Origin of the sequence: Saccharopolyspora elongata (assembly GCF_004348985.1) — a bacterium.
Taxonomy (GTDB): Bacteria; Actinomycetota; Actinomycetes; order Mycobacteriales; family Pseudonocardiaceae; genus Saccharopolyspora; species Saccharopolyspora elongata.
In genome coordinates this window covers 52,472-74,665 of record NZ_SMKW01000044.1, presented here as the reverse complement: position 1 = coordinate 74,665, position 22,194 = coordinate 52,472, and the positions used below count along the sequence as shown (strand labels likewise).

At 69.8% G+C, this 22,194-nt stretch carries 19 protein-coding genes and 1 rRNA gene; 19 read left to right on the top strand and 1 reads right to left on the bottom strand.

The features are described 5' to 3' along the window. Positions 1–9 precede the first annotated feature (9 nt). From rrf to E1288_RS28500, 18 genes are all read left to right on the top strand, one after another. Positions 10–126 (top strand): 5S ribosomal RNA (gene rrf, locus E1288_RS28585). Positions 127–514: 388 nt separating this feature from the next. Beyond that, positions 515–1,813, top strand: a complete 1,299-nt coding sequence (locus E1288_RS28580; protein ID WP_132490350.1) for a geranylgeranyl reductase family protein — start codon at positions 515–517, stop codon at positions 1,811–1,813. A 113-nt stretch (positions 1,814–1,926) separates the two neighbouring features. Continuing rightward, complete coding sequence (locus E1288_RS28575) at positions 1,927–2,337, top strand: NADH-quinone oxidoreductase subunit A (RefSeq protein WP_044577159.1); 411 nt, start codon at positions 1,927–1,929, stop codon at positions 2,335–2,337. 70 nt (positions 2,338–2,407) lie between these two features. Then, the gene (locus tag E1288_RS28570) at positions 2,408–3,082 is read left to right on the top strand and encodes a NuoB/complex I 20 kDa subunit family protein (protein WP_132490348.1); all 675 of its coding nucleotides are present in this window, start codon (positions 2,408–2,410) and stop codon (positions 3,080–3,082) included. A 6-nt stretch (positions 3,083–3,088) separates the two neighbouring features. Then, positions 3,089–3,802, top strand: a complete 714-nt coding sequence (locus E1288_RS28565; protein WP_268951883.1) for an NADH-quinone oxidoreductase subunit C — start codon at positions 3,089–3,091, stop codon at positions 3,800–3,802. A gap of 106 nt (positions 3,803–3,908) precedes the next feature. Continuing rightward, the gene (locus E1288_RS28560; RefSeq protein ID WP_132490346.1) at positions 3,909–5,264 is read left to right on the top strand and encodes an NADH-quinone oxidoreductase subunit D; all 1,356 of its coding nucleotides are present in this window, start codon (positions 3,909–3,911) and stop codon (positions 5,262–5,264) included. Next, positions 5,261–6,019: an NADH-quinone oxidoreductase subunit NuoE gene (nuoE, locus tag E1288_RS28555; RefSeq protein ID WP_132490344.1), complete on the top strand. Its 759-nt coding sequence runs from the start codon at positions 5,261–5,263 to the stop codon at positions 6,017–6,019. Before E1288_RS28560 ends, nuoE begins: the two co-directional genes overlap by 4 nt. A gap of 8 nt (positions 6,020–6,027) precedes the next feature. Next, entirely contained in the window at positions 6,028–7,329 is a 1,302-nt protein-coding gene (gene nuoF / locus E1288_RS28550) for an NADH-quinone oxidoreductase subunit NuoF (RefSeq protein ID WP_132490342.1), read from the top strand. After that, positions 7,326–9,848 (top strand): NADH-quinone oxidoreductase subunit G, encoded by a 2,523-nt coding sequence (locus E1288_RS28545; RefSeq protein WP_132490340.1) that lies wholly within the window; start codon positions 7,326–7,328, stop codon positions 9,846–9,848. Before nuoF ends, E1288_RS28545 begins: the two co-directional genes overlap by 4 nt. Next, positions 9,845–11,158 carry an NADH-quinone oxidoreductase subunit NuoH gene (nuoH, locus tag E1288_RS28540; RefSeq protein ID WP_132490338.1) on the top strand — a complete coding sequence of 438 codons (1,314 nt, stop codon included), beginning with the start codon at positions 9,845–9,847 and terminating at the stop codon, positions 11,156–11,158. The genes E1288_RS28545 and nuoH overlap by 4 nt, the downstream gene beginning before the upstream one ends. Next, positions 11,145–11,747, top strand: coding sequence for an NADH-quinone oxidoreductase subunit NuoI (nuoI, locus tag E1288_RS28535; protein ID WP_132490336.1), 603 nt, complete (start codon positions 11,145–11,147; stop codon positions 11,745–11,747). Before nuoH ends, nuoI begins: the two co-directional genes overlap by 14 nt. Further along, positions 11,744–12,685: an NADH-quinone oxidoreductase subunit J gene (locus tag E1288_RS28530; protein ID WP_132490334.1), complete on the top strand. Its 942-nt coding sequence runs from the start codon at positions 11,744–11,746 to the stop codon at positions 12,683–12,685. Before nuoI ends, E1288_RS28530 begins: the two co-directional genes overlap by 4 nt. Beyond that, positions 12,682–12,981, top strand: coding sequence for an NADH-quinone oxidoreductase subunit NuoK (gene nuoK / locus E1288_RS28525; RefSeq protein ID WP_093155324.1), 300 nt, complete (start codon positions 12,682–12,684; stop codon positions 12,979–12,981). Before E1288_RS28530 ends, nuoK begins: the two co-directional genes overlap by 4 nt. A gap of 20 nt (positions 12,982–13,001) precedes the next feature. Continuing rightward, the gene (nuoL, locus tag E1288_RS28520) at positions 13,002–15,005 is read left to right on the top strand and encodes an NADH-quinone oxidoreductase subunit L (RefSeq protein WP_235883860.1); all 2,004 of its coding nucleotides are present in this window, start codon (positions 13,002–13,004) and stop codon (positions 15,003–15,005) included. A gap of 133 nt (positions 15,006–15,138) precedes the next feature. Beyond that, positions 15,139–16,716: an NADH-quinone oxidoreductase subunit M gene (locus E1288_RS28515; protein WP_132490332.1), complete on the top strand. Its 1,578-nt coding sequence runs from the start codon at positions 15,139–15,141 to the stop codon at positions 16,714–16,716. Positions 16,717–16,766: 50 nt separating this feature from the next. After that, entirely contained in the window at positions 16,767–18,299 is a 1,533-nt protein-coding gene (nuoN, locus tag E1288_RS28510; RefSeq protein ID WP_408014007.1) for an NADH-quinone oxidoreductase subunit NuoN, read from the top strand. Positions 18,300–18,345: 46 nt separating this feature from the next. Continuing rightward, positions 18,346–19,377: a polyprenyl synthetase family protein gene (locus tag E1288_RS28505; RefSeq protein WP_132490330.1), complete on the top strand. Its 1,032-nt coding sequence runs from the start codon at positions 18,346–18,348 to the stop codon at positions 19,375–19,377. 296 nt (positions 19,378–19,673) lie between these two features. Further along, positions 19,674–20,726, top strand: a complete 1,053-nt coding sequence (locus E1288_RS28500; protein ID WP_235883859.1) for a LapA family protein — start codon at positions 19,674–19,676, stop codon at positions 20,724–20,726. A gap of 72 nt (positions 20,727–20,798) precedes the next feature. Here the strand turns inward: E1288_RS28500 and E1288_RS28495 are convergent, their stop codons facing one another. Further along, positions 20,799–21,242, bottom strand: a complete 444-nt coding sequence (locus E1288_RS28495; RefSeq protein WP_093265728.1) for an Lrp/AsnC family transcriptional regulator — start codon at positions 21,240–21,242, stop codon at positions 20,799–20,801. A 74-nt stretch (positions 21,243–21,316) separates the two neighbouring features. Here E1288_RS28495 and ddaH point away from each other — a divergent pair, with 74 nt between their 5' ends. Then, on the top strand, positions 21,317–22,171 hold the full coding sequence (ddaH, locus tag E1288_RS28490; protein WP_132490326.1) for a dimethylargininase: 855 nt from the start codon (positions 21,317–21,319) through the stop codon (positions 22,169–22,171). Positions 22,172–22,194: the final 23 nt, after the last annotated feature.

Sequence of the window (22,194 nt, the reverse complement as noted above, 5' to 3'; positions counted from 1 at the left end):
TTTGGGGTTGTCGGTGGCGATGGCGGGGAGGGTCCGCCCGGTCCCATTCCGAACCCGGTAGCTAAGCTCCCCAGCGCTGATGGTACTGCACTCGATAGGGTGTGGGAGAGTAAGACACCGCCGACACATTTTTTGAGAAGGGTTCCTTCTCTTCCGGTAGAACGGAAGAGAAGGGACCCTTTTTTGTTCCCGCACAGTTCACGCGAACCGGCAAAAAGTGCCTCTTCTGGGAAAAATCACTCGCCCAAGCCCGCGGTGGCAACGCGAGTGCCGCCGCGGGCTCCTCGGGTGCGCCGGCCGCCCCTCCGCAGGCGCGCGGAGGTCACCTGGTCGGCCTACTTCGGGCGCTCTAACTGGGGCGATGCTCACTCGGGTGGCGTAGTTCGAGGGCTCGATCGCGAGGTTCGTCCGGCTTAGACTCGGGAGTTAGTGAACTCGTTCACAAGCGGGTTCCCGGGGCGGTCCACCGGGACGAGCGGGCCGCGCCGCGCATTGCACCGGATCAAGGAGTGTCATGACCAGCGCCACCAGCCGCCGCCGACCGGACGAGGACGCCGAGGTGATCGTCGTCGGAGCAGGACCGGCCGGATCGACGGCTGCGACGTACCTGGCCCGCGCCGGCCTGGACGTCCTGCTTCTCGAGAAGAGCGTGTTCCCGCGGGAGAAGGTCTGCGGCGACGGCATCACCCCGAGGGGCGTCAAGCAGCTCATCGACCTGGGCATCGACACCCGCGAGGAAGCGGGCTGGCTGCACAACCGGGGCCTGCGGGTCGTCGGCGGCGGCGTGCGGATGGAACTGGACTGGCCGAGCCTGGCCGCCTTCCCGCCCTACGGCGTGGTCCGCCCCCGCAACGACTTCGACGACCTGCTCGCCCGCAACGCCCAGCGCGCCGGGGCCCGGCTGTTGCAGCAGACCACGGTGACCGGCGCGATCACCGACGAGCGGACGGGCCGGATCGTCGGCGTCGAGGCGAAGGCCGGCCCGGACCGGACCCCGGTCACCTACCGCGCGCCGTTGGTGCTGGCCTGCGACGGGGTTTCGGCCCGGTTGGCGCTGTCGGCGGGCATCGAGAAGCGCGACGACCGGCCGATGGGCGTCGCGGTGCGCCGGTACTACACGAGCCCGCGCACCAAGGACGACTACCTGGAGTCGCACCTGGAGCTGTGGGACCGCTCGAACCCCGACGAGCCGAAGCTGCTGCCGGGCTACGGCTGGATCTTCGGGATGGGCGACGGCACCGTCAACGTCGGACTCGGGATCCTGTCGACCTCCAAGGCCTACGGCAAGACGGACTACCGCCAGCTGATGCGTTCCTGGTTGGACGGAACCCCGGAGGAGTGGGGTTTCCGGGAGGAGAACGCCACCGGCCGGATCGGCGGCGCGGCGCTTCCGATGGGCTTCAACCGGACGCCGCACTACCGGAACGGGCTGCTGCTGGTCGGTGACGCCGGCGGGATGGTCAACCCGTTCAACGGCGAAGGCATCGCCTATGCGATGGAATCTGCTGCGCTGGCAGCGGAATGCGTGGTGCACGCCCTCGCCCGGCCGACCGGTTTCTCGCGGGAGCAGGCGCTGCGCCGGTACCCGACGGTGGTGCAGCAGGCGCTCGGCGGCTACTTCCGGATGGGCAACATCTTCAGCAAGTTGATTGGCAATCCCACCGTCATGAAGGTGGCCACCAAGCATGGTCTACCAAGGGCGACGCTGATGCGTTTCGTGTTGAAACTGTTGGCAAATCTGTACGACGAGAAGGGTGGCGACGCCATGGATCGTGTGATCAGCACCACTACTCGGCTGACCCCTAGCGCCTGACCGCAGGAGTCTGGTCAGATGTCCCGAGTAGTGTGCCGGACATCTCAAAGTTAGGTTCGCCTCACTACGGAGTCGATACGGTCGACCGCATAGAGTGCGCACCGAAGCCGTAGATGTGTTCTGCGTCTCGGCGGGGGCCGCCGAAGGAGGGCAGCGGAGTGCTCGATCCCTACGTCCCGCTGGTGTTGTTGTTCGCACTGGCGCTCGCGTTCGCGGTGTTTTCCGTCGCGATCGCGCCACTGGTCGGTCCCCGCCGTTACAACAAGGCGAAGCTCGACGCCTACGAGTGCGGCATCGAACCGTCGCCGCAACCGGTCATCGGCGGCGGCCGGATGCCGGTCGCCTACTACCTGACCGCGATGTTGTTCATCCTGTTCGACATCGAGATGGTCTTCCTCTACCCGTTCGCGGTCTCCGCCGACGCCCTGGGCCTGTTCGGCGTGGTCGAGATCGTGCTCTTCATCGCCACCGTCGGTTTCGCCTACGTCTACGTGTGGCGCCGCGGCGGCCTCGACTGGAACTAGCACCGCCAAGCAAGACGACCGCACGACTCTCAAAGGACTAGCCGCAGCGACGCGGGAAGGAGTGCCGGAGATGGGGCTCGAAGAGCAGCTGCCCAACGGCATCCTGTTGGCCAACGTGGAAAAGCTCGTCAACTGGACGCGGAAGACGTCGATGTGGCCGGCGACGTTCGGGCTGGCCTGCTGCGCGATCGAGATGATGACCGTCGGCGGTTCCCGCTACGACATCGCGCGCTTCGGCATGGAGCGGTTCTCCGCGACCCCCCGGCAGGCCGACCTGATGATCGTCGCGGGCCGGGTGACCAACAAGATGGCGCCGGTGCTGCGGCAGATCTACGACCAGATGCCGGAGCCGCGCTGGGTGCTGGCGATGGGCGTGTGCGCCTCCAGCGGCGGCATGTTCAACAACTACGCGGTCGTGCAGGGCGTGGACCACGTGGTGCCGGTGGACATGTACCTCCCGGGATGCCCGCCGCGGCCAGAGATGCTGCTGGACGCGATCCTCAAGCTGCACGCCAAGATCATGGACGAGCCGATCAACGCGAAGCGGGCGCAGCTGAAGCTGGAGAGCGGCGAGCGCACCCCGATGATCCCGTCCTCAGAGCGGTACGCGCCGAAGAACTGGGCGCAGCGGCGCCGGGCCGAGCGGCAGCAGGCCAAGCAGCGCCAGGAGCTGGGTTCCGATCCGTCGTTGGGGGCGCTGGACCCAGCGCCGAAGCGCCCCCGCGAGCTCAAAGCGGGCAGGTGAGTTCGGTTGGCAGACAATGAATCCCAGTCCTCGGCGATGGAGCCGGCCCGGCAGGGTCCCGCGCCGGTCTCCGGTCACGCCAGGCAGGGCATGTTCGGGGTTCGCGGCACCGGCGACACCTCCGGCTACGGCGGCCTGCGGCTGCCGGCCTACGTGCCGCCGGCAGCGGAGCGCCCGTTCGGCGGCTGGTTCGATGAGTTCGCCGACAACTTCTTCGCCGCGCTGAACGAGCAGGGCCTGCCCGCGGACACCGTGCAGCAGGTGACCGTCGATCGCGGCGAGATCACCCTCTACGTGCGGCGGGACCACCTGCTGGAGGTCTGCCGGACGCTGCGGGACGACCCGGCGCTGCGCTTCGAGCTGTGCAGCTCGGTGTCCGGTGTGGACTACGGACCGGACGTGCCGCAACGGCTGCACTCGGTGTACCACCTGACGTCGATGACCTACCGGCGCCGGATCAGGTTGGACGTCGCGCTGGAGATCGACGACCCGCACGTGCCTTCCGTCGTGCCGGTGTACCCGACCGCCGACTTCCAGGAACGCGAGACCTGGGACATGTTCGGCATCGTCTACGACGGACACCCGGCGCTGACCCGGATCCTGATGCCGGACGACTGGGACGGCCACCCGCAGCGCAAGGACTACCCGCTCGGCGGGATCCCGGTGGAGTACAAGGGCGCCGAGATCCCACCGCCGGACCAGCGCAGGGCGTACTCGTGATGGCCGGGCGGCGGGGGTTTTCCGCAATTCCAACGGAAATCGGGCGTCCGATTTCCATCGGGATTGCGGTCCGAGGACCGCAGCACACCGCGGAGAGGTGCTGGAGATGACTACCGAACCACTGGCCGACACCGGCCTCGGTGACCCGCACGCCCACCCGGGCGAGGCGGAGTCGCGGGAGACCACCGAGGGCCGGGTCTACACCGTCACCGGCGGCGACTGGGACGAGTTCATCGACGAGACGGCCGGCGAGGAGCGGGTCGTCATCAACCTCGGCCCGCAGCACCCGTCGACCCACGGCGTGCTGCGGCTGGTGCTGGAGCTCGAGGGCGAGACGGTCACCAAGGCCCGTTCGGTGATCGGCTACCTGCACACCGGCATCGAGAAGAACACCGAGTACCGCACCTGGACGCAGGGCGTCACGTTCGTGACGCGGATGGACTACCTGGCGCCGCTGCACAACGAGGCCGCCTACTGCATGGCGGTGGAGAAGCTGCTGGGCATCGAGGCGCCGCGGCGGGCGCAGGTGTTCCGGGTGCTGCTGATGGAGCTCAACCGGATCTCCTCGCACCTGGTGTTCCTGGCCACCGGCGCGATGGAGCTGGGCGCGACCACCGGCATGACCTACGGCTTCCGCGAGCGCGAAGAGGTCCTGCACCTGCTGGAGTACCTGACCGGCCTGCGGATGAACCACGCGTTCATCCGGCCCGGCGGCGTCGCCCAGGACCTCCCGGCGGACTACCGGGAGAAGATCCTGAACTTCATCCAGGTGATGGACAAGCGGCTGCCGGACTACGACAAGCTGTTCACCGGCCAGCCGATCTGGAAGCAGCGCCTGAAGGACGTCGGGTACCTGCCGCTGGACGGCTGCATGCAGCTCGGCGTCACCGGTCCGCTGCTGCGCTCCGCCGGGCTCGCCTGGGACCTGCGCAAGATCCAGCCGTACTGCGGTTACGAGGAGTACGACTTCGAGGTGCCCACCAGCACCGATGCCGACTGCTATGCCCGGTACCTGCTGCGGCTGGAGGAGATCCACCAGTCGCTGAAGATCATCCGGCAGTGCTTGGACAAGTTCGAGCCCGGGCCGCACATGGTGGAGGACAAGAAGATCGCCTGGCCGGCGAAGCTGAGCATCGGCCCGGACGGCATGGGCAACTCGCTGGAGCACGTCCGCAAGATCATGGGCCAGTCGATGGAATCGCTGATCCACCACTTCAAGCTGGTGACCGAGGGCTTCGACGTGCCGCCCGGCCAGGTGTACGTGCCGATCGAGTCGCCGCGCGGCGAGCTCGGCTACCACGTGGTCTCCGACGGCGGCACCCGGCCGATGCGGGTGCACGTGCGGGAACCCAGCTTCGTGAACCTGCAGGCGATGCCCGCGATGTGCGAAGGCGGATTGGTGGCCGACGTGATCGCGGCGGTCGCCTCCATCGACCCGGTGATGGGCGGGGTGGATCGATGACCGAGCAGTTCGAGTTCACCACGACGGAAGAGGCGGTTCACGAAACCGCCGACACGTCGGTGTTCGGCGAGGACGTGCGGGCCGACGCGAGGCAGATCATCGCGCGCTACCCGGAGTCCCGGTCGGCGCTGCTGCCGATGCTGCACCTGGTGCAGTCGGTGCAAAGGCACGTCAGCGCCGCGGGAATCCAGTTCTGCGCGGAGCAGCTGGCACTGTCCACTGCGGAGGTCAGCGCCGTCGCGACGTTCTACACCATGTACAAGCGCAAGCCCTGCGGCCAGCACCTGGTGAGCATCTGCACCAACACCATGTGCGCGGCGCTCGGCGGCGACGCGATCTACCGGAAGCTCGGCGAGCACCTCGGCGTCGGGCACAACGAAACCGCCGGCACGCCGGGCGAAGAGGGCTCGATCACCCTGGAGCACGCCGAGTGCCTCGCCGCGTGCGACCTGGCCCCGGTGCTGCAGGTCAACTACGAGTACTTCGACAACCAAACGCCGGAGCAGGCGCTGGAGCTCGTGAAGGCCTTGCAGCGCGGGGAGAAGCCGGCGCCGACGCGCGGTCCCGCGCTCTCCGACTTCCGCGGCGCGGAGCGCCAGCTGGCGGGCTTCTTCGACGACCTGGAGTCCACTGTGGCCGGGCCGTCGGCGGCGGTCGAGACGATGCGCGGAGCGCAGCTGGCCAACGAGCGCGGCTGGACCGCGCCGAGCATGCCCGACGACGCGGAACTCCCGCCGCTGCCGGAGAAGAAGTGAGGGTGGCCATGACCGAACCCAGCACCAGCCCGGTGACCCCGGTACTGACGAAGCGGTGGCTGTCGCCGACCTCCTGGACGCTGCGCACCTACGAGCAGCTGGAGGGCTACACCGCGCTGCGCAAGGCCCTGAAGGCGCACCCCGACCAGCTGATCGAGCTGGTCAAGGGCGCCGGGCTGCGCGGCCGCGGCGGCGCCGGGTTCCCGGCCGGGGTCAAGTGGAGCTTCATGCCCAAGGACCCGGTCAAGCCGCACTACCTCGTCATCAACGCCGACGAGGGCGAGCCGGGCACCTGCAAGGACATCCCGCTGATGATGGCCGACCCGCACTCGCTGATCGAGGGCTGCATCATCGCCAGCTACGCGATGCGCGCCAACCACTGCATGATCTACGTGCGCGGCGAGGCGCTGCACCCGATCCGGCGGCTGAACAACGCGGTCCGCGAGGCCTACCAGGCCGGGTACCTCGGCAAGAACATCCTGGACTCGGGCTTCGACCTGGACATCGTGGTGCACGCCGGCGCGGGCGCCTACATCTGCGGCGAGGAGACCGCGCTGCTCGACTCGCTGGAGGGCAAGCGCGGGCAGCCGCGGCTGAAGCCGCCGTTCCCGGCCGCCGCCGGGCTCTACGCCTGCCCGACCACGGTGAACAACGTCGAGACGATCGCCTCGGTGCCCTTCATCGTCAACGGCGGCGCCGAGTGGTTCCGCAAGATGGGCACGGAGAAGTCGCCCGGTCCGAAGATCTACTCGATCTCCGGGCACGTCGAGCGGCCCGGCCAGTACGAGGCTCCGCTGGGCACCACCCTCCGCGAGCTGCTGGAGCTGGCGGGCGGCATGAAGGACGGCATCCCGCTGAAGTTCTGGACGCCGGGCGGCTCGTCGACCCCGATGTTCACCGCCGAGCACCTGGACGTGCCGCTGGACTTCGAGGGCGCGGCCGAGGCCGGGTCGATGCTGGGGACCACCGCGGTGATGGTGTTCAACGAGACGGTTTCGGTGCCGTGGGCCGTGATGAAGTGGACCCAGTTCTACGAGCACGAGTCCTGCGGCAAGTGCACGCCGTGCCGGGAGGGCACCTACTGGCTGGCGCAGGTGCTGGAGCGGATGGTCGACGGGCACGGCACCGAGGAGGACATCGAAACCCTCCTGGACGTGTGCGACAACATCTTCGGCCGCTCGTTCTGCGCCCTCGGCGACGGCGCGGTCAGCCCGATCGTCAGCGGCATCAAGTACTTCCGCGAGGAGTTCCTCGCGCTGTGTGAGAAGAACAAGACCGGCGAGCCCGCACTGGTAGGAGCGGCCCGATGACCGTGGCACCAGAAGCAGAAACCCGCCCGCTGCCTCCGGGTTACGTCCGCCTGACCATCGATGGCATCGAGGTCGTGGCGCCCAAGGGCGAGCTGCTGATCCGGACCGCGGAGCGGATGGGCATCACCATCCCGCGGTTCTGCGACCACCCGCTGCTCGACCCGGCCGGGGCCTGCCGCCAGTGCCTGGTCGAGGTCGAGATGGGCGGGCGGCCGATGCCGAAGCCGCAGGCGTCCTGCACGATGACCGTCGCCGACGGCATGGTGGTCAAGACGCAGCGGACCTCGCCGGTGGCGGACAAGGCGCAGCAGGGCGTGATGGAGCTGCTGCTGATCAACCACCCGCTGGACTGCCCGGTCTGCGACAAGGGCGGCGAGTGCCCGCTGCAGAACCAGGCGTTGAAGCACGGCCGGGCGGAGTCCCGCTTCCACGACACCAAGCGGACCTTCGCCAAGCCGGTGCCGATCTCCTCGCAGGTGCTGCTGGACCGGGAGCGCTGCGTGCTCTGCCAGCGCTGCACCCGGTTCTCGAAGCAGGTGGCGGGCGATCCGTTCATCGAGCTGCTGGAGCGCGGGGCGCTGCAGCAGATCGGCATCGGCGAGCAGCAGCCGTTCCAGAGCTACTTCTCCGGCAACACCATCCAGATCTGCCCGGTCGGGGCGCTGACCAGCGCGGCCTACCGGTTCCGGTCCCGGCCGTTCGACCTGGTGTCGACGCCCGGCCAGTGCGAGCACTGCGCGTCCGGCTGCGAGATCCGCAACGACTGGCGGCGCGGCAAGGTGATGCGGCGGCTGGCGGGCGACGACCCGGAGGTCAACGAGGAGTGGATCTGCGACAAGGGCCGCTTCGCCTTCCGCTACGCCACCGCCAACGACCGGATCACCCGGCCGCTGATCCGGGAGAACGGCGAGCTGCGGCCCGCGTCCTGGACCGAGGCGCTGCAGGCGGCCGCGAACGGGCTCGCCGAGGCGCGTGACGCCGGCGGCGTCGGGGTGCTGCCCGGCGGTCGGCTGACCGTCGAAGACGCCTACGCCTACGCGAAGTTCGCGCGGATCGCGTTGCGCACCAACGACATCGACTACCGGGCCCGGCCGCACTCCGACGAGGAGCTGCGGTTCCTGGAGTCCACTGTGGTCGGCACCAGCCCGGGCAACGGCGTCACCTACCGGGACCTGGAGTCCGCGCCCGCGGTGCTGTGCGTGGCCTTCGAGCCGGAAGAGGAATCGCCGATCGTCTTCCTGCGGCTGCGCAAGGCGGCCCGCACGCGCGGCGCCAAGGTGTTCCACGTGGCGCCGTGGGTCTCGCCGGGCGTGGAGAAGACGACGGTCATCGTGCACGACGGCGGGCCGGTGCGCACCGGGGGGCTGGTGCCGTGCGTGCCCGGCGGCGAAGCCGCGGCGCTGCGCGAGCTCCCGTCCGATGTGGACGAGGCGCTGCGACAGCCGGGTGCGGTACTACTCGTCGGCGAGCGCGCCGCGGAGGTCCCCGGGCTGTACTCGGAGATCCTGCGCACCGCGCAGCGGACCGGCGTGAGCGTCGCGTGGATCCCCCGCCGCGCCGGCGAGCGCGGCGCGATCGAGGTCGGCGTCCTGCCGACGCTGCTGCCGGGCGGACGCCCGGTGGCCGACGCCGAAGCCCGCGCCGAGCTGGAGCGGCACTGGGGCCTCGCCCCGGCCGCCCTGCCCGCCCGCGCCGGCCGCGACGTCACCGGAATCCTCGCCGCGGCGGCAGCCGGAGACCTCTCCGCGCTGGTCGTCGGCGGCGTCGACCCCAACGACCTGCCCGACCCGGCGCTCGCCGAGAAGGCGCTGCGCCGCGCGGGCTTCGTGGTCAGCCTGGAACTGCGGCCGAGCGCGGTCACCGAGCACGCCGACGTGGTGCTGCCCATCGCGCCGAGCACCGAGAAAGCCGGCAGCTACCTGAACTGGGAAGGACGCCACCGCGAGTTCCGCACCACCATCGACGGCACCGGCGCGCTGCCGGACTGCCGGGTGCTGGACACCCTCGCGGTGGAGATGGACGTGGACCTGTTCACGCAGACCCCGGCCGCCGCGCTCGCCGAGCTCGAACGCATCGGGCCGCACCTCGGCGCAGGGCTGCCCGCGCCGGACGAGCCGCCCGCGGCGGCGCCGAGCCCCGGCGCGGGGCAGGCGGTGCTGGCGACCTGGCGGCAGCTGCTGGACAACGGATCGATGCAGTCCGACGAGCCGAACCTGGCCGGCACCGCGCGGCGCACCGTCGCGGTGCTCTCGCCGCGCACCGCGCAGCGGATCGGGCTCGGCGCCGGGCAGCGCATCGAGATCAGCACCGCCAAGGGCGCGATCGTGCTCGCGACGGAGCTCGCCGAAATGCCCGACGACGTGGTGTGGCTGCCCGCCGACTCCGGTGCCTCGAAGGTGCACCGGACGCTGGGCGTCGGCCACGGCGCGGTCGTCGACATCGCCGCCACCACGGCGATGTCTCCCGCCGCCGGAAACGGCCACGGCGGCACGACCCACCTCGACGGGGGGAGAGCATGACCAGAACCGCGGAACTGCTCGCCGACGATCCGCTCTGGCTGATCCTGCTGAAGGTCCTCGTGATCTTCGTCTTCCTGGTCGTCATGACGCTGTTGACGATCTGGGCGGAGCGCCGGGTGATCGGGCGGATGCAGCACCGGCCCGGCCCCAACCGGGCGGGCCCGTTCGGGATGCTGCAATCGCTGGCGGACGGCCTGAAGCTGGCCTTCAAGGAAGACATCCGGCCGGTGCTGGCCGACAAGTGGGTGTACTTCCTGGCCCCGGTGATCTCCGCGACGCCCGCGCTGGTGTCGTTCTCGGTGATCCCGATCGGTCCCGAGGTCACCATCTTCGGCGAGCCCACCGCGTTGCAGCTGGTGGACCTGCCGGTCGGCCTGCTGGTCGTGCTGGCCTGCGCCTCCATCGGCGTCTACGGCATCGTGCTGGCCGGCTGGGCCTCCGGCTCGCCGTACCCGCTGCTGGGTTCGCTGCGCTCGGCGGCGCAGGTGATCTCCTACGAGATCGCGATGGGCCTGTCGTTCGTCGCGGTGATCATGTACGCGGGCACGCTGTCCACCTCGGGCATCGTCGAGGCGCAGAAGGACGGCTGGTTCTTCCTGCTGCTGCCGTTCAGCTTCGCGGTCTACGTGGTGTCCATGGTCGGCGAGACCAACCGCGCCCCGTTCGACCTGCCGGAGGCGGAGTCGGAGCTGGTCGGCGGGTTCCACACCGAGTACTCGTCGCTGAAGTTCGCGCTGTTCTTCCTCGCCGAGTACATCAACATGGTCACCGTCTCGGCGCTGGCGACCACGCTGTTCCTCGGCGGCTGGCACGCGCCGTGGCCGCTGTCGCTGATCGGCGACGGGGTGCTCAACACCGGCTGGTGGCCGGCGCTGTGGTTCCTCGGCAAGACGGTGGCGTTCCTGTTCTTCTTCATCTGGCTGCGCGGCACGCTGCCCCGCCTGCGCTATGACCAGTTCATGAACCTGGGCTGGAAGTTCCTGGTCCCGCTCAGCCTGCTGTGGATCATCGCGGTCACCGTGATCCGGGCGCTGCGCAACGAGGAAGCGGTCAGCTCGCAGCAGTTCCTCATCGGCGGCGGCATCGTGATCGCGATCCTGCTGGCGGCGACGTTCCTGATCCCGGACCGCAAACCGGCCAAGGACGCCGACGAGATCCCGCTGGCCGGCAGCGGATACCCCGTTCCGCCGCTGGACCTGCAAGTCCCCGAGACCCCGCCGCGCCGCACCCCGGTGCACAGCGGTGCCGACCGCACTGCGGGCGAGGTCGCGGGTCCGGAAGGCGAGGAGGCGCCTCATGGGAATGTTTGATCCGATCAAGGGCTTCGGCGTCACCTTCTCGACCATGTTCAAGAAGGTCGTCACCGAGGAGTACCCCGAGGTCAAGAAGATCCCGGCGCCCCGGTTCCACGGCCGCCACCAGCTCAACCGGCACCCGGACGGGCTGGAGAAGTGCGTCGGCTGCGAGCTGTGCGCGTGGGCGTGCCCGGCCGACGCGATCTTCGTGGAGGGCGGCGACAACACTGAAGAGGCCCGGTACTCGCCCGGTGAGCGCTACGGCAAGGACTACCAGATCAACTACCTGCGCTGCATCGGCTGCGGGTTGTGCATCGAGGCCTGCCCGACGCGCGCGCTGACGATGACCAACGAGTACGAGACCGCCGACGACAACCGCCAGGACCTGATCTACACCAAGGCGGACATGCTGGCGCCGCTGCTGCCCGGCATGGAGCAGCCGCCGCACCCGATGCGGCTCGGCAACGACGAGCAGGACTACTACGTGCGCGGGCCGGAACTGGCGCTCGACCTGCTTGCAGGGTCGAGCCATCAGCACAGCCAGCGTGACGATGTTCCCCTCGAGCAGACGGTCGAGTCCGGGCACGAGGAGGCCGGGAGATGACCATCGAAGCGGTGCAGTTCCTCGCGCAGGCGCCCAGCGGCACTGTGGGCACCGGCGAGACGGTGGCCTTCTGGGTGCTCGGACCGCTGGCGCTGGTCGGCGCGCTGGGCATGGTCTTCGCCCGCAACGCGGTGCATTCCGCGCTGTGGCTGGTGCTGACGATGCTGTGCCTGGGCGTGCTCTACATGGCGCAGAGCGCACCGTTCCTCGGGTTCACGCAGATCATCGTCTACACCGGCGCGATCATGATGCTGTTCCTGTTCGTGCTGATGATGGTCGGCCGCGACTCGTCCGACTCGGTGGTCGAGGTCCTGCGCGGGCAGCGGTTGTGGGCCGGGATCGGCGGCATCGGCCTGGCGGCCCTGCTGGTGTCCGGCCTGGCGCGGGCGCTGGCGGAGGTGACGCCCGCCGCGCCGCTGGACCCCTGGACGCCGACCGGCGGCGGCGCCGGCGGCCTCGGCCGGTTGATCTTCACCGACTACCTGTTCCCGTTCGAGCTGACCTCGGCGCTGCTGATCACCGCCGCGGTGGGCGCGATGGTGCTGGCCTACGGCGGCAAGGGCCGCGGCCCGCGGCTGAGCCAGAAGGAGCGGGCCGAAGCCCGGTTCCGCGGCTCCCGCCCGTCGCCGCTGCCCGGGCCCGGCGTGTACGCGACGGCCAACTCGGTCGCCGTCCCGGCGCTGCTGCCCGACGGCTCGGTGGCGCCGGAGTCGCTGTCCGAGCTGCTGGAGAACCTGCCCGCAGACCGGCTCGGCGACGAGCGGCGCGCGGTCGCAGGCCAGGAGCCGGCGCCCGACCCGCACGCGTTGACCGGCGGCCACCACGAGGAGACGCCCCCGGTGCCCGAGCCGAAGTCGCCGCACACCAACGGGAACGGGGCCCACCAGAACAACGGCCACGAGTCCGAGCACGTCTCCTCCGAGGAGGTCCGGCAGTGACCCCCACCTACTACCTGCTGCTGTCGGCGTTGCTGTTCACCATCGGCGCCGTCGGGGTGCTGGTGCGGCGCAACGCGATCGTGGTGTTCATGTGCATCGAGCTGATGCTCAACGCGGTCAACCTGACGCTGGTGACCTTCGCGCGCATCGAGGGTTCGGTGCACGGGCAGGTCATGGCCTTCTTCGTGATGGTCGTCGCCGCGGCCGAGGTGGTGGTCGGCCTGGCCATCATCATGTCGATCTTCCGGACGCGTCGCTCGGCCTCGGTCGATGACGCAAACCTGCTGAAGTACTGAGAGGGCGCGTGGTGACGGTAATGATGACTACCGGGGCCTTCCTCACCGGGGAACACCCGGAAGTGACCAGCGCGGCCGGCGGGTTCCAGGAGAACGCCTGGTTGCTGGTCGCGTTCCCGGCGCTGGGCGCGCTGATCCTGCTCGTCGCCGGGCGCCGGGCCAACGGCTGGGGGCACATCCTCGGTTGCGCCACCGTGATCGCGTCGTTCGTGTACGGGTTGCTGCTGTTCAGCTCCATCGCCGGGATGCCCGAGAGTGGCCAGGTGCGGGAACTGCACATGTTCTCGTGGATCCCGGTGAACGCGTTGCAGGTCGACTTCGGGCTCCGGATGGACCCGCTGTCGATGGTGTTCGTGCTGCTGATCACCGGCGTCGGCTCGCTGATCCACGTCTACTCGATCGGCTACATGTCGCACGACCAGGAAGGCCGCACCGGGCGGGACAACACCGAACGCCGCCGGTTCTTCGCCTACCTCAACCTGTTCGTCGCGGCGATGCTGATCCTGGTGCTGGGCAACAGCTTCGTGACCCTGTACCTCGGCTGGGAGGGCGTCGGTCTCGCGTCGTACCTGCTGATCGGCTTCTGGCAGGGCCGGCCGTCGGCGGCCGCGGCGGCGACCAAGGCGTTCGTGATGAACCGCGTCGGCGACGTCGGGCTGGCGCTGGCGATCTTCCTGCTGTTCGCCAACCTCGGCACCACGCAGTACACCGAGGTCTTCGCCCGCGCCGGTGAGCTCACGCCGGGCGTGCTGCTGGCCATCACGCTGTTGCTGCTGCTGGGTGCCTGCGGCAAGTCCGGCCAGGTGCCGCTGCAGGCGTGGTTGCCGGACGCGATGGAGGGCCCGACCCCGGTGTCCGCGCTCATCCACGCGGCGACGATGGTCACCGCGGGCGTGTACCTGATCGCGCGGTCCAACCCGCTGTTCACGCTCTCGCCCGGTGGGCAGCTGGCCGTCACCATCGTCGGTGCGGTGACGCTGCTGGTCGGCTGCATCATCGGCTGCGCCTACGACGACATCAAGAAGGTCCTGGCGTACTCCACGGTCAGCCAGATCGGCTACATGATGCTGGCTGTCGGGCTCGGGCCGGCCGGGTACGCGCTGGGCATCATGCACCTGCTCACCCACGGCTTCTTCAAGGCCGGGCTGTTCCTCGGCGCCGGTTCGGTGATGCACGGCATGAACGACGAGGTCGACATGCGCAAGTTCGGCGGCCTCTACCGGTTCATGCCGATCACCTTCGCCACCTTCGGGCTCGGCTACCTGGCGCTGATCGGCTTCCCGTTCCTGTCCGGGTACTACTCGAAGGACGCGATCATCGAGGCGGCGTTCGGCCAGGAGGGCTGGCGCGGCTGGGTGTTCGGCGGCGCGGCGATGCTGGGCGCGGCGATCACCGCGTTCTACATGACCCGTCTGGTGCTGATGACGTTCTTCGGCGAGAAGCGCTGGGAGAACCTGAAGGCGAGCAACGGCAAGGACTTTCACCCGCACGAGTCGCCCGCGGTGATGACCGCGCCGATGATCGTGCTGGCCATCGGTTCGGTCGCGGCGGGCATGTTCCTCGCCGGCGGCGACCGGCTGGTCGGGTTCCTGGCGCCGTCGCTGGGCGAGCTGCACGAGGCCGAGCACACCGCGATCCCGCACGCGCTGATCCCGGCGCTGACCGTCGCGCTGTCCGCGCTGGGCGCGCTGATCGCCTGGCTGGTGGTCGGGCGCAAGCCGGTGCCGGTGGAGCGCCCGGAGCGGGTTTCGCCGATCGTCCGCGCGGCCCGCGCGGACCTGGGCGGCAATGCGCTGAACAACGCCCTGGCGGTGCGGCCGACGTTCGGCCTGTCGCGCGGACTGGTCACCGTGGACCGCAAGGGCGTCGACGGCGCGGTCAACGGCATCGCCGGATTCCTCGGCTTCAGCTCCGGCCGCCTGCGCCGGCTGCAGACCGGCTTCGTCCGGTCCTACGCCCTGTCCATGCTCTTCGGCGGAATCCTGGTGATCGCCGCCCTGATGGCAGTGGGGATCCCGACATGACGACCTGGCTGCGCCCCGGACCGCGGTTTCAATTGAAACTGCGGTCGCCCCGGGGATCCGGGCCGCGGTTTCAATTGAAACTGCACGTCCACTGTGGACTCGGTTGGCCGAGTGAGCTCCGGGAGGAGATCCGATGACCCTGCTCCTCGCACTGATCCTGCTGCCGATCGTCGGGTCGGTGGTGGTGGCGCTGCTGCGCGGCAACGCGCCGGTGGCCAAGTGGACCGCGCTCGGGTTCTCCCTGGTGGAGCTGGTGATCGCGCTCGCCGCGTGGGCCGCCTACGACCCGGCGGGTCCGCGGCTGCAGCTCACCAGCTCGGTGGAGTGGATCCCGGCGTTCGACATCCGGCTCTCGTTCGGCGTGGACGGCATCGCGCTGGTGATGGTCGCGGTGATCGCGCTGCTCACCCCGCTGGTGCTCGGCTACAGCTGGGGCGAGCGGCTGCCCGCCGGGCGCACCCACGGCGGTTTCTTCTCGCTGCTGCTGCTGGAGCAGGCCCTGACGGTGGCGGTGTTCGCCGCGACCGACCTGTTCCTGTTCTACGTGCTCTTCGAGATCATGCTGATCCCGATGTACTTCCTCATCGGCGGCTACGGCGGCGAGAAGCGCACCTACGCCGCGGTGAAGTTCTTCCTGTACTCCTTCCTCGGCGGCCTGATCATGCTGGCCTCGGCGATCGGCGCGTACGTCTACAGCGCAGAGGTCACCGGCACCGGCACCTTCGACTGGGCGACGCTGGTGCCGGTGCTCTCCGAAGCGCCGACCAGCGTGCAGGTGTGGCTGTTCCTCGGGTTCTTCACCGCGTTCGCCATTAAGGCCCCGCTGATCCCGTTCCACACCTGGCTGCCGGACGCGGCGCAGCAGGCGCCGATCGGCGTGGCGGTGATCGTCGTCGGCGTGCTCGACAAGGTCGGCACCTTCGGCTTCCTGCGCTACAGCCTGCCGCTCACGCCGGAGGCGTCGAAGCTGCTCGCCCCGCTGGTGCTGGTGCTCGCCGTGATCGGCGTGCTCTACGGCTCGCTGCAGGCCTTCGGCCAGACCGACCTCAAGCGCTTCATCGCCTACGTGTCGATCGCGCACTTCGGCTTCATCGCGCTGGGCATCTTCGCGTTCACCTCGCAGGCGCAGGTGGGCGCGGTGTCGTACATGATCAACCACAGCATCGCGACCGGCATGCTGATCCTGGTGATCGGCATGGTGATCGCGCGCGGCGGCTCCACCCGGATCGCCGACTACGGCGGCATGGCGAAGGTGGCGCCGCTGCTGGCCGGCACGCTGCTGATCGCCGGGCTGAGCACCCTGTCGCTGCCGGGCACGAACTCGTTCATCAGCGAATTCCTGGTGCTGGTCGGCGCGTTCCAGACGCAGCCGGTCTACACGGTGCTCGCCACCGTCGGCATGGTGCTGGCCGCCGTCTACGTGCTCTGGCTGTACCAGCGGACGATGCAGGGCCCGGTGCGCGGCGACGCGCTGCTGGGTACCGCCGGCGGCCCGGGCGCGGTGACCGACCCGAACAAGCCGGGCGCGCACCGGCTGCGGGTGGCCGACCTCGGCGCCCGCGAGATCGCGGTGCTGACCCCGCTGATCGTGCTGGTGCTCGCGTTGGGCTTCTACCCGAAGCCGGTGTTGGACGTGATCAACCCGTCGGTCGCGGCAACCATGAGCGAGGTCGGCGTCACCGACCCCGTGACCTCGCAGGGAGGTAACTGACAGTGGGTGCTTTGACGCAGGGGCCGGCTGCCTTCGCGCAGCTCCCGCCCGTGGAGATCCCGCCGATCGACTACGCGGCCATCGCGCCGATCCTGGTGATCCTCGGCGCGGCCTGCCTGGCGATCCTCGTCGAGGCGTTCCTGCCGCGGCACCAGCGCTGGTCGGTCCAGGTCGGGCTGAGCCTGGTGGCGATCGTCGTCGCCGGGGTGGCGCTGGCGGTGTACGCCCGTTCCGGCAGCACCGGCGTGACCACGCTGTCCGACACCCTCGCGATCGACCCGCCCACGCTGTTCCTCTGGGGCACGCTCCTCGCGCTCGGCCTGGGCGCGTTCCTGCTGATCGCGGACCGCTCGGTGGAGCCGGGCGGCGCGTTCGTCGCCGAGTCGCGGGCGACCGACGGGCCGGGCGCGATGACCCGCGCGGCCGCCGGGGTCGCGGGGATGCGTACCGAGGTCTTCCCGCTCGCCCTGTTCTCGCTCGGCGGGATGATGGTGTTCTGCGCGGCGAACGACCTGCTGACGATGTTCATCGCGCTCGAGGTGCTGAGCCTGCCGCTGTACCTGATGTGCGGGCTGGCCAAGCGCCGGCGGCTGCTGTCGCAGGAGTCGGCGGTCAAGTACTTCCTGCTCGGCGCGTTCGCCTCGGCGTTCTTCCTGTACGGCCTGGCCCTGCTCTACGGCTACGCGGGTTCGGTGAAGCTGCAGGCGATCGCGGACGCCACCGCCGGTTCGGACCGCTCGGACACGCTGCTGTTCGCCGGGCTCGGCCTGCTGCTGGTGGGTCTGCTGTTCAAGGCCTCGGTCGGCCCGTTCCACACCTGGACTCCGGACGTCTACCAGGGCGCCCCGACCGCGGTCACCGGCTTCATGGCCGCCTGCACCAAGGTCGCCGCGTTCGGCGGGATCCTGCGGGTGCTGCAGGTCGCGTTCCAGGCCTCCAGCTGGGAGTGGCGCGGCGTGCTGTGGGCCGTCGCGATCGCCTCGATGGTCATCGGCGTGGTGCTCGGCCTGACGCAGCGCGACATCAAGCGGATGATCGCCTACTCGTCCGTCGCGCACGCCGGGTTCATGCTGATCGGCTCGCTGGCGCTGACCGACCGCGGCCTGTCCGCCACGCTGTTCTACCTGCTGGCCTACGGGTTCACGACGATCGCCGTGTTCGGGGTGATCAGCCTGGTGCGACGCGCCGATGGTGAGGCAACTCACCTTTCGGACTGGGCGGGGCTGGCGAAGCGTTCTCCGCTGGTCGCAGGGGTGTTCACCTTCCTGTTGTTCGCCCTCGCGGGCATCCCGCTGACTAGCGGTTTCGTCGGAAAGTTCGTGGTGTTCGAGGCGGCGCTGGCCGACGGCATGGCGCCGCTGGTGGTGGTGGCCCTGGTGGCCAGTGCGGTTGCCGCCTTCTTCTACCTTCGTGTCATCGTGCTGATGTACTTCAGCGAACCCGCCGAGGACGGCCCCACCGTCAGCGTGCCGGGTGCGTTCACGACAGCGGCGATCACGCTCGGTGTGGTCGTCACGCTGTTGCTGGGCGTGCTGCCGACTTTGGCGCTGGACTGGGCGAACGTCGGCGGCTTCGTGTCGTAGAGTGCTCGCCCGTAGGGCGAACCGGGGGAGCGAAGGCGACGGTGACGTGAGCAAGCCAGCGGGTGACCCGATCAACGACCTGACCGCGGGTGGATTGGGCGGGTTCGTCGACATCGCCGACGAGGCGTTGGCCGACTCGGTGCGGCAGGGCATGGACCGGGTGGAGCGGCTCCTGCGCGAATCCGTGCGCAGCGACCTCGAGTTCGCCACCCGCACCTCGCTGCACCTGGTGGACGCGGGCGGCAAGCGGTTCCGGCCGCTGTTCACGTTGCTGGCCGCGCAGTTCGGCAACCCCGCCGCGGACGAGGTGATCAAGTCCGCCGCGGTGATCGAGATGATCCACCTCGCCACGCTCTACCACGACGACGTGATGGACGAGGCGACCATGCGGCGCGGCGCGACCAGCGCCAACGCCCGCTGGGACAACTCGGTGGCGATCCTGACCGGTGACTTCCTGTTCGCCCAGGCGTCCCGGCTGATCGCCGATCTCGGCGGTGCCGCGGTCCGGGAGATGGCGGGCACCTTCGAGGCGCTGGTCACCGGCCAGATGCGGGAGACCGTCGGGGTCGGCGAGGACGAGGACGCCGTCGAGTTCTACCTGAAGGTGATCTTCGAGAAGACCGGTTCGCTGATCGCCACCGCCGGGCGGTTCGGCGCCTGGTTCTCCGGCGCGGACCAGGCGACGATCGACGCCCTGGAGCGGATCGGCCGGATCATCGGCACCGGTTTCCAGATCTCCGACGACATCATCGACATCGCCTCGCCGGCCAAGGAATCGGGCAAGACCCCGGGCACCGACCTCCGCGAGGGCGTCCGGACGCTGCCGATGCTGTACGCGCTGGCGGACCCGGAGACCTCCCCGCGGCTGCGCGACCTGCTGTCCCGGCCGCTGACCGAGGACGCCGAGGTCGACGAGGCGCTGGAACTGCTGCGCGGGTCCAGCGGGCTCGCGCGGACCCGCGCCACCCTGGACGAGTACGCCGACGACGCCCGCAAGGAACTCGCCTCGCTGCCCGACGTCCCGGCCCGCGAAGCGCTGTCGATGCTGGTCGACTACGTGGTGGCGCGCACCCGCTGATCGCCGGCTGAACCTGCTTCCAGGCTTGTTCTGCGTGGCGGCCCCTGCGGAGTTGCTGCGGCCTCCTCGCTGTGCAACCACGTCGGGGCCGGGAGGCCCCCGCGGCGGTGCGAGTCGCTTGGGTGGGCCAAGCGGCTGCGCCGCTTCAAAGAAGAAGCACACGTGCCCGGAAAGTTGTGCAAGCACCACCCGCGTGTGTCACGAGCCGGTCAAGCTGGTCCGCGGCCGGGGCGCCGCGTGATAGGTATCCCCGGAGAACTGGCGGCGCTGCTGGAGCCCTGAGGAGGGAATCTCTCGTGATCACCTGGCTGTTCACCCAGGTGTGGCTGTGGAGCCTCGCCGCGTTCGCACTGGGAGCGCTGATCACCTGGCTGCTCTTCGTCCGCCCGCTGCGCAGGCAGCTGGCCGAACTCACCGCCGGCTACCCGGAGGGCGAGTACGTGTACGAGCAGCAGGACGAGCCGGTCGCCGCCGAAGCCCCGCTGGACCTGCTGCGGCCCGCGCCGCCGCGCTGGGAGCGGCCGGACGACCCCGAGGTCGGCGACTGGGGCCGGGCCCCGCGCGCCTGGGTGGCGCCGGAGAAGTCCGGTCCCGAGCGGTCCGACTCGGACAGCGAGTGGTTCCGCCAGTGGGACGAACGCGTGAACGGGGTCGACCAGGCCGACGCCGCCGTGACCGCGGTTCAGCCGCGAGTGCCACCGGCTGAGGAGCCGAGGCCGGTGGAGCCGAGGACTGTGGAGTCGAAGCCCGCGGAGCCGAAGCCCGAGGACCCGGAGGCGGACGAGCCGACGGCATCGGTGAAGCCGGTGGAGCCGCCCGCGGAAGCGCCGGCGGAGCCGGCTGCCGCGGAGCGGAAGGCGACGCCGGAGGAGCCCGCGACCGACATCTCGGCATGGCCGGAGGCGGAGCCGACGGAGTCGCGGATCACCGGGCGGCTCGAAGACGCGGACGACGCGACGGAGTCGCGGTTGTCCGGGCAGCTGCGGTCGCTGTTCGAGAACGTGGAGCCGCGCAGCGGCGCAGCGGCCGAGACACCGTACGTGCCACCGGTCGGAGCGGATGCGACGCAGGTGATCCCGAAGGTCGCAGACCGAGGGCCGGAGAGCGCGGACAGCGCGGAGGGGTCGGCGGAGCCGCCGCCGCTGCCGCGGCGGACGCCCGGCGCCGGGCCGCGGCCCGGGCGGGAGGGCGGCTCGGGGCCGATGATCAAGGGGCACTCCGCGTCGAGGCAGTACCACAGCCCCGAATCGCCGGCCTACGACAAGATCGTCGCCGACGTGTGGTTCCGCACCCCGGCCGACGCGGAGATCGCCGGTTTCGTGCCCTGGAACGGCCAGCGCACCACCTGAGCGCTCCGCCTGGGTCCCGTGCGCGTTTTGTGTTGCCATAACAGCACAAAACGCGTACGGGCCGGCCTTTCCTCACTCTGGTTGGGGCTGGCGTTCCAGGAGTCGGGAGAGCACCACGGTCGACACCGTCCGGCTCACGAACTCGACCGACCGCAGGCGCTCCATCGCCTCTTCGAGGTGGTGGATGTTCGCCGCCCGCAGGTGCACGATCGCGTCCGCCTGCCCCGACACCGTGTAGGCCGCGACCACTTCCGGCAGCGGTTCCAGGCCGTTGCGGATCCGGTGCGCCGGGACGTTGCCGTCGCAGTGCACCTCCACGAACGCCTCCGTGCCCCAGCCCAGCGCCTCCGGGTCCACGACGGCCGTGAACCCCTGCAGCACGCCCTGGTCCAGCAGCTTGTCCACCCGGCGCTTCACCGCGGGCGCCGACAGGCCCACCTCCGCGCCGATCTCCGCGTAGCTCGCTCGGGCGTCGGCCACCAGGCGCGAAATGATTCGTTGGTCCAAGGCGTCCATACGCAACATTCTGCCGTAAAAAACGAACGTAGCGTTATTGATGGGTGGTCAGGAGAACACTTAGATTTCGATTCATGACGGTTACCGCCGGTTCGGCTCTTGAGACCCTCGCGCCGCCCCAGGCCACCACGCGCCACTACGTGATGTGCGCGCCCAAGTACTTCACCGTCGAGTATTCGATCAACCCGTGGATGGACCCGGGCAAGCCGGTGGACGCCGACCTGGCGATGGTCCAGTGGACGGAGCTGAAGCGCGCCTACGAGCGGCTCGGGCACGTCGTCGAGCTGGTCGAGCCGCAGCCTGGCCTGCCCGACATGGTGTTCGCGGCCAACTCGGCGACCGTGATCGACGACCGGGTGCTGGGCGCCCGGTTCCGCGCACCGCAGCGGGCCGCCGAGGCGGAGCACTTCCGGCGCTGGTTCGTCACCCGCGGCTACCGGAACCTGGTGATGCCGTCCCGGATCAACGAGGCGGAGGGCGACTTCGCCTGGACCGGCCGGGTGCTGCTGGCGGGCAGTGGGTTCCGCACCGATCCGGAAGCGCACGCGGAGGCACAGGAGGTGCTCGGGGTGCCCGTGGTCTCGCTGCGGCTGGTCGACCCGCGCTACTACCACCTGGACACCGCGCTGTTCGTGCTGGAGCGCGGCGAGCGGGCGCAGATCGCCTACTTCCCGGATGCCTTCTCGCCCGGGTCGCGCCGCGTGCTGGAGCGGATGTTCCCGGACGCCGTGATCGCCGACGCCACCGACGCCGCCTGCCTCGGCCTGAACGGGGTTTCCGACGGGCGGCACGTGGTGCTGCCTGCGGAGGCGACCGGGCTCGCCGCGCAGCTGGCCGCCCGCGGCTACGAGCCGGTCCTGCTGGACATCTCCGAGCTCCGGAAGTCCGGCGGCGGCCCGAAGTGCTGCACGATGGAACTCCACGCCTGAGGGGGCGGGGTGCGAAGGGCGTC

Excerpts from the sequence above, each read along its gene's own strand:
- E1288_RS28530 (WP_132490334.1), top strand. The coding sequence starts at position 11,744 with ATGACCATCGAAGCGGTGCAGTTCCTCGCGCAGGCGCCCAGCGGCACT.
- E1288_RS28575 (WP_044577159.1), top strand. The coding sequence starts at position 1,927 with ATGTGTTCTGCGTCTCGGCGGGGGCCGCCGAAGGAGGGCAGCGGAGTG.
- E1288_RS28545 (WP_132490340.1), top strand. The coding sequence starts at position 7,326 with ATGACCGTGGCACCAGAAGCAGAAACCCGCCCGCTGCCTCCGGGTTAC.
- nuoE (WP_132490344.1), top strand. The coding sequence starts at position 5,261 with ATGACCGAGCAGTTCGAGTTCACCACGACGGAAGAGGCGGTTCACGAA.
- nuoF (WP_132490342.1), top strand. The coding sequence starts at position 6,028 with ATGACCGAACCCAGCACCAGCCCGGTGACCCCGGTACTGACGAAGCGG.
- E1288_RS28515 (WP_132490332.1), top strand. The coding sequence starts at position 15,139 with ATGACCCTGCTCCTCGCACTGATCCTGCTGCCGATCGTCGGGTCGGTG.
- E1288_RS28495 (WP_093265728.1), bottom strand. The coding sequence starts at position 21,242 with ATGGACGCCTTGGACCAACGAATCATTTCGCGCCTGGTGGCCGACGCC.
- nuoH (WP_132490338.1), top strand. The coding sequence starts at position 9,845 with ATGACCAGAACCGCGGAACTGCTCGCCGACGATCCGCTCTGGCTGATC.
- E1288_RS28570 (WP_132490348.1), top strand. The coding sequence starts at position 2,408 with ATGGGGCTCGAAGAGCAGCTGCCCAACGGCATCCTGTTGGCCAACGTG.
- nuoI (WP_132490336.1), top strand. The coding sequence starts at position 11,145 with ATGGGAATGTTTGATCCGATCAAGGGCTTCGGCGTCACCTTCTCGACC.
- nuoL (WP_235883860.1), top strand. The coding sequence starts at position 13,002 with ATGATGACTACCGGGGCCTTCCTCACCGGGGAACACCCGGAAGTGACC.
- ddaH (WP_132490326.1), top strand. The coding sequence starts at position 21,317 with ATGACGGTTACCGCCGGTTCGGCTCTTGAGACCCTCGCGCCGCCCCAG.
- E1288_RS28560 (WP_132490346.1), top strand. The coding sequence starts at position 3,909 with ATGACTACCGAACCACTGGCCGACACCGGCCTCGGTGACCCGCACGCC.
- E1288_RS28580 (WP_132490350.1), top strand. The coding sequence starts at position 515 with ATGACCAGCGCCACCAGCCGCCGCCGACCGGACGAGGACGCCGAGGTG.